The sequence below is a fragment of the Bacillus cereus group sp. MYBK108-1 genome (genome assembly GCF_051917185.1).
Lineage (GTDB): Bacteria > Bacillota > Bacilli > Bacillales > Bacillaceae_G > Bacillus_A > Bacillus_A cereus.
This window is the reverse complement of record NZ_JBQAHZ010000056.1, coordinates 1-2,359: the sequence shown is the minus strand read 5'-3', so window position 1 is coordinate 2,359 and position 2,359 is coordinate 1. Positions and strand designations below refer to the sequence as shown.

Sequence of the window (2,359 nt, the reverse complement as noted above, 5' to 3'; positions counted from 1 at the left end):
TAAGCTCTCTAGCGCCGATGGTAGTTGGGACCTTGTCCCTGTGAGAGTAGGACGTCGCCAAGCAAGAACCTAAGTTATTTTGACTTAGGTTTTTTTGTGTTTATTTTTATTATTTTAAATTTAAAGGTAAGAATTACCTTTTCAAGAATATAGTCCAGATGTAAAAAGAATGTTTGTGATCTTACATAACCTTTTGTGCTTTTAAAGGATTTTACATTAGAAAAAATCTATAATTAAGGTAGTTAACATATATTTTTGATGGGTGTGGGGAATTATGAAAGAAATATGCATGTTATTAGTGGCTGTTATATTATGGGGTACAGCCATTGCGCCAACAAAATGGGCGTTAGAATCTATTCAGCCGTTTACTTTGTTATTTATTCGTCTTTTCTTTGCAGGTGGAATTTGTATGCTATTCTCATTTAAGGAATTACAAAAATCAGTTGTACATAAAAAAGTTCCATGGAAAAGAATGAGTTTGTTAGCTTTTACCGGTGTAGCTGGTTATTTTATGTTTACATCCTACGGCATTTCTTTAACAAGTGGATTACATGTGAGTATTATAGATGCTGCATTACCATTAGTTACAATTCTTTTTTCAGCACTCTTTTTGAAAGAGAAAATTCGATTGAATTATTGGATAGGAATTATATTGGGTGCTATAGGAGTACTCTTTATTACGATTCCATCTAAAAGTGCTAATCAAGAAGTGTCTTTAATAGGAGATATACTAATATTATTAAGTACTTTTCTATTTGCTTTCTACACAGTTTTGCTAAAGCGACCAAAACAAGAACAGTATTTATCAAACGAGGTTTTTACAACATTAACTTTAATTATTGGAGCTGTTATTCTCTTACCGTTTGCACTGATAGAAATTTTTTATTACGGTCTCCCAAAGGTTGAAACTTGGAAAACGGGACTTAGTGTAATATACCTTGTTATTGGAGCAACAATTTTAGCATATTGGTTTTGGAATAAAGCGCTAGAGAGAGTTTCAGCATCAGTAAGCGGATTATATTTAAATGCATTACCATTAATAAGTATTGTTACTTCAATTATTCTATTAAATGAATCTCTGACATGGAGAGTAATAATGGGAGCGAGTTTAGTTTTAATCGGAGTAGGATGGGCGGATAAGCAAAAGTTATGTAATCTATTAAAAGGTAACAAGGTGGAGAATAGAGACTGTTAAACAGTATGATTTATATAATTGAAATGTTAAAAAGATACCTTATATATGAGGTATCTTTTTTATTTAGCAAAGATAATAGACTAAAGTTAGTATGGATATTCTTTGCTGTATTTATATGTGTCAAAATCATTTTGAAATATTGTTTGGACAAGTTGTATACATTCAGTATCATAAAAGCTTTCAAAAGTTGGATGACGGGGAAATAAAGGATCAGTAATATCGCCTTCGCTAAAATCCCCTTTATAAATCATGGCGGGAGTTTGATGATGCCATGATGTTGAGAACTCATTTATTGGTGCGGTTTTTAATTCGAAACGCTTTTCTAATTCTTTCATTTCCTGATCGAAGTTTTCTAAGTATATATAATTGGTCACATATTCTTCTTCACCAGCTATATATTGTTGTGTGAAATGTGGGTTAATATCACTTGCGTGAGCCCCTTTCATAAATAGATAGTATAAAAATTGTTTAAATGAGATCCTTTTGGGGGAATTTTCATCTTGATATAAAAACTTTCGGATGGGTTTCCATTCAGGATTTTCCATATAAGGAGGTCCAATTAAGGACACGAAAGAACTGACTGCTCTCCTATAAGGGTTACGAACAAGTTTAAAAGTTTCTTTTTGTTTTTCTCGTAACGCTACTCCTAGTCGTACACTATAGGCAGGTGTACTTTTGTATATATCATATTCATAATTATGAATGAAAGGACTATAGCTTAGAGCGGTTTGTAATAAATCAATCTGGTAAAAGAACCACTTAGCAAGAGAAGTACAACCGCTTTTTTGACTCCAAAATAGAATGATTGGAAACTTCCTATGATAGTGTGGGCTTCTTGAATGGGAGCTTATGATGTGTAATAAAGAAGGATTGAACAAGTTCTACACTCCTTTCAGTTATTTTATTGATATGTATGAGAAATAAAAGGGGGGTATGAGAGTCTTTTTCATCTTTTAAAAAAAATGAAAGATTAATATTGACTATTATTATATAGAGGTGTAATATAGGACAAGTCGCCGATGACAATAACATCGCAAGCGACAAACGAAATAAAAAAACTTAGTTGACATTAACTAACGAAGATGTTAACATAAGGAAGTCGCAAATGAGCGACCAAGTAGTTCTTTGAAAACTGAACGAAACAAACAACGTGAAACGTCAATT

At 32.3% G+C, this 2,359-nt stretch carries 2 protein-coding genes; one reads left to right on the top strand and one right to left on the bottom strand.

The features are described 5' to 3' along the window. Positions 1 to 274: 274 nt before the first annotated feature. On the top strand, positions 275 to 1,195 hold the full coding sequence (locus ACTFSL_RS31025) for a DMT family transporter (protein ID WP_000658277.1): 921 nt from the start codon (positions 275 to 277) through the stop codon (positions 1,193 to 1,195). A gap of 86 nt (positions 1,196 to 1,281) precedes the next feature. On the opposite strand, the gene ACTFSL_RS31020 is transcribed toward ACTFSL_RS31025, so the two are convergent. Beyond that, positions 1,282 to 2,073, bottom strand: a complete 792-nt coding sequence (locus tag ACTFSL_RS31020) for a sulfotransferase family 2 domain-containing protein (RefSeq protein ID WP_326264214.1) — start codon at positions 2,071 to 2,073, stop codon at positions 1,282 to 1,284. Positions 2,074 to 2,359: the final 286 nt, after the last annotated feature.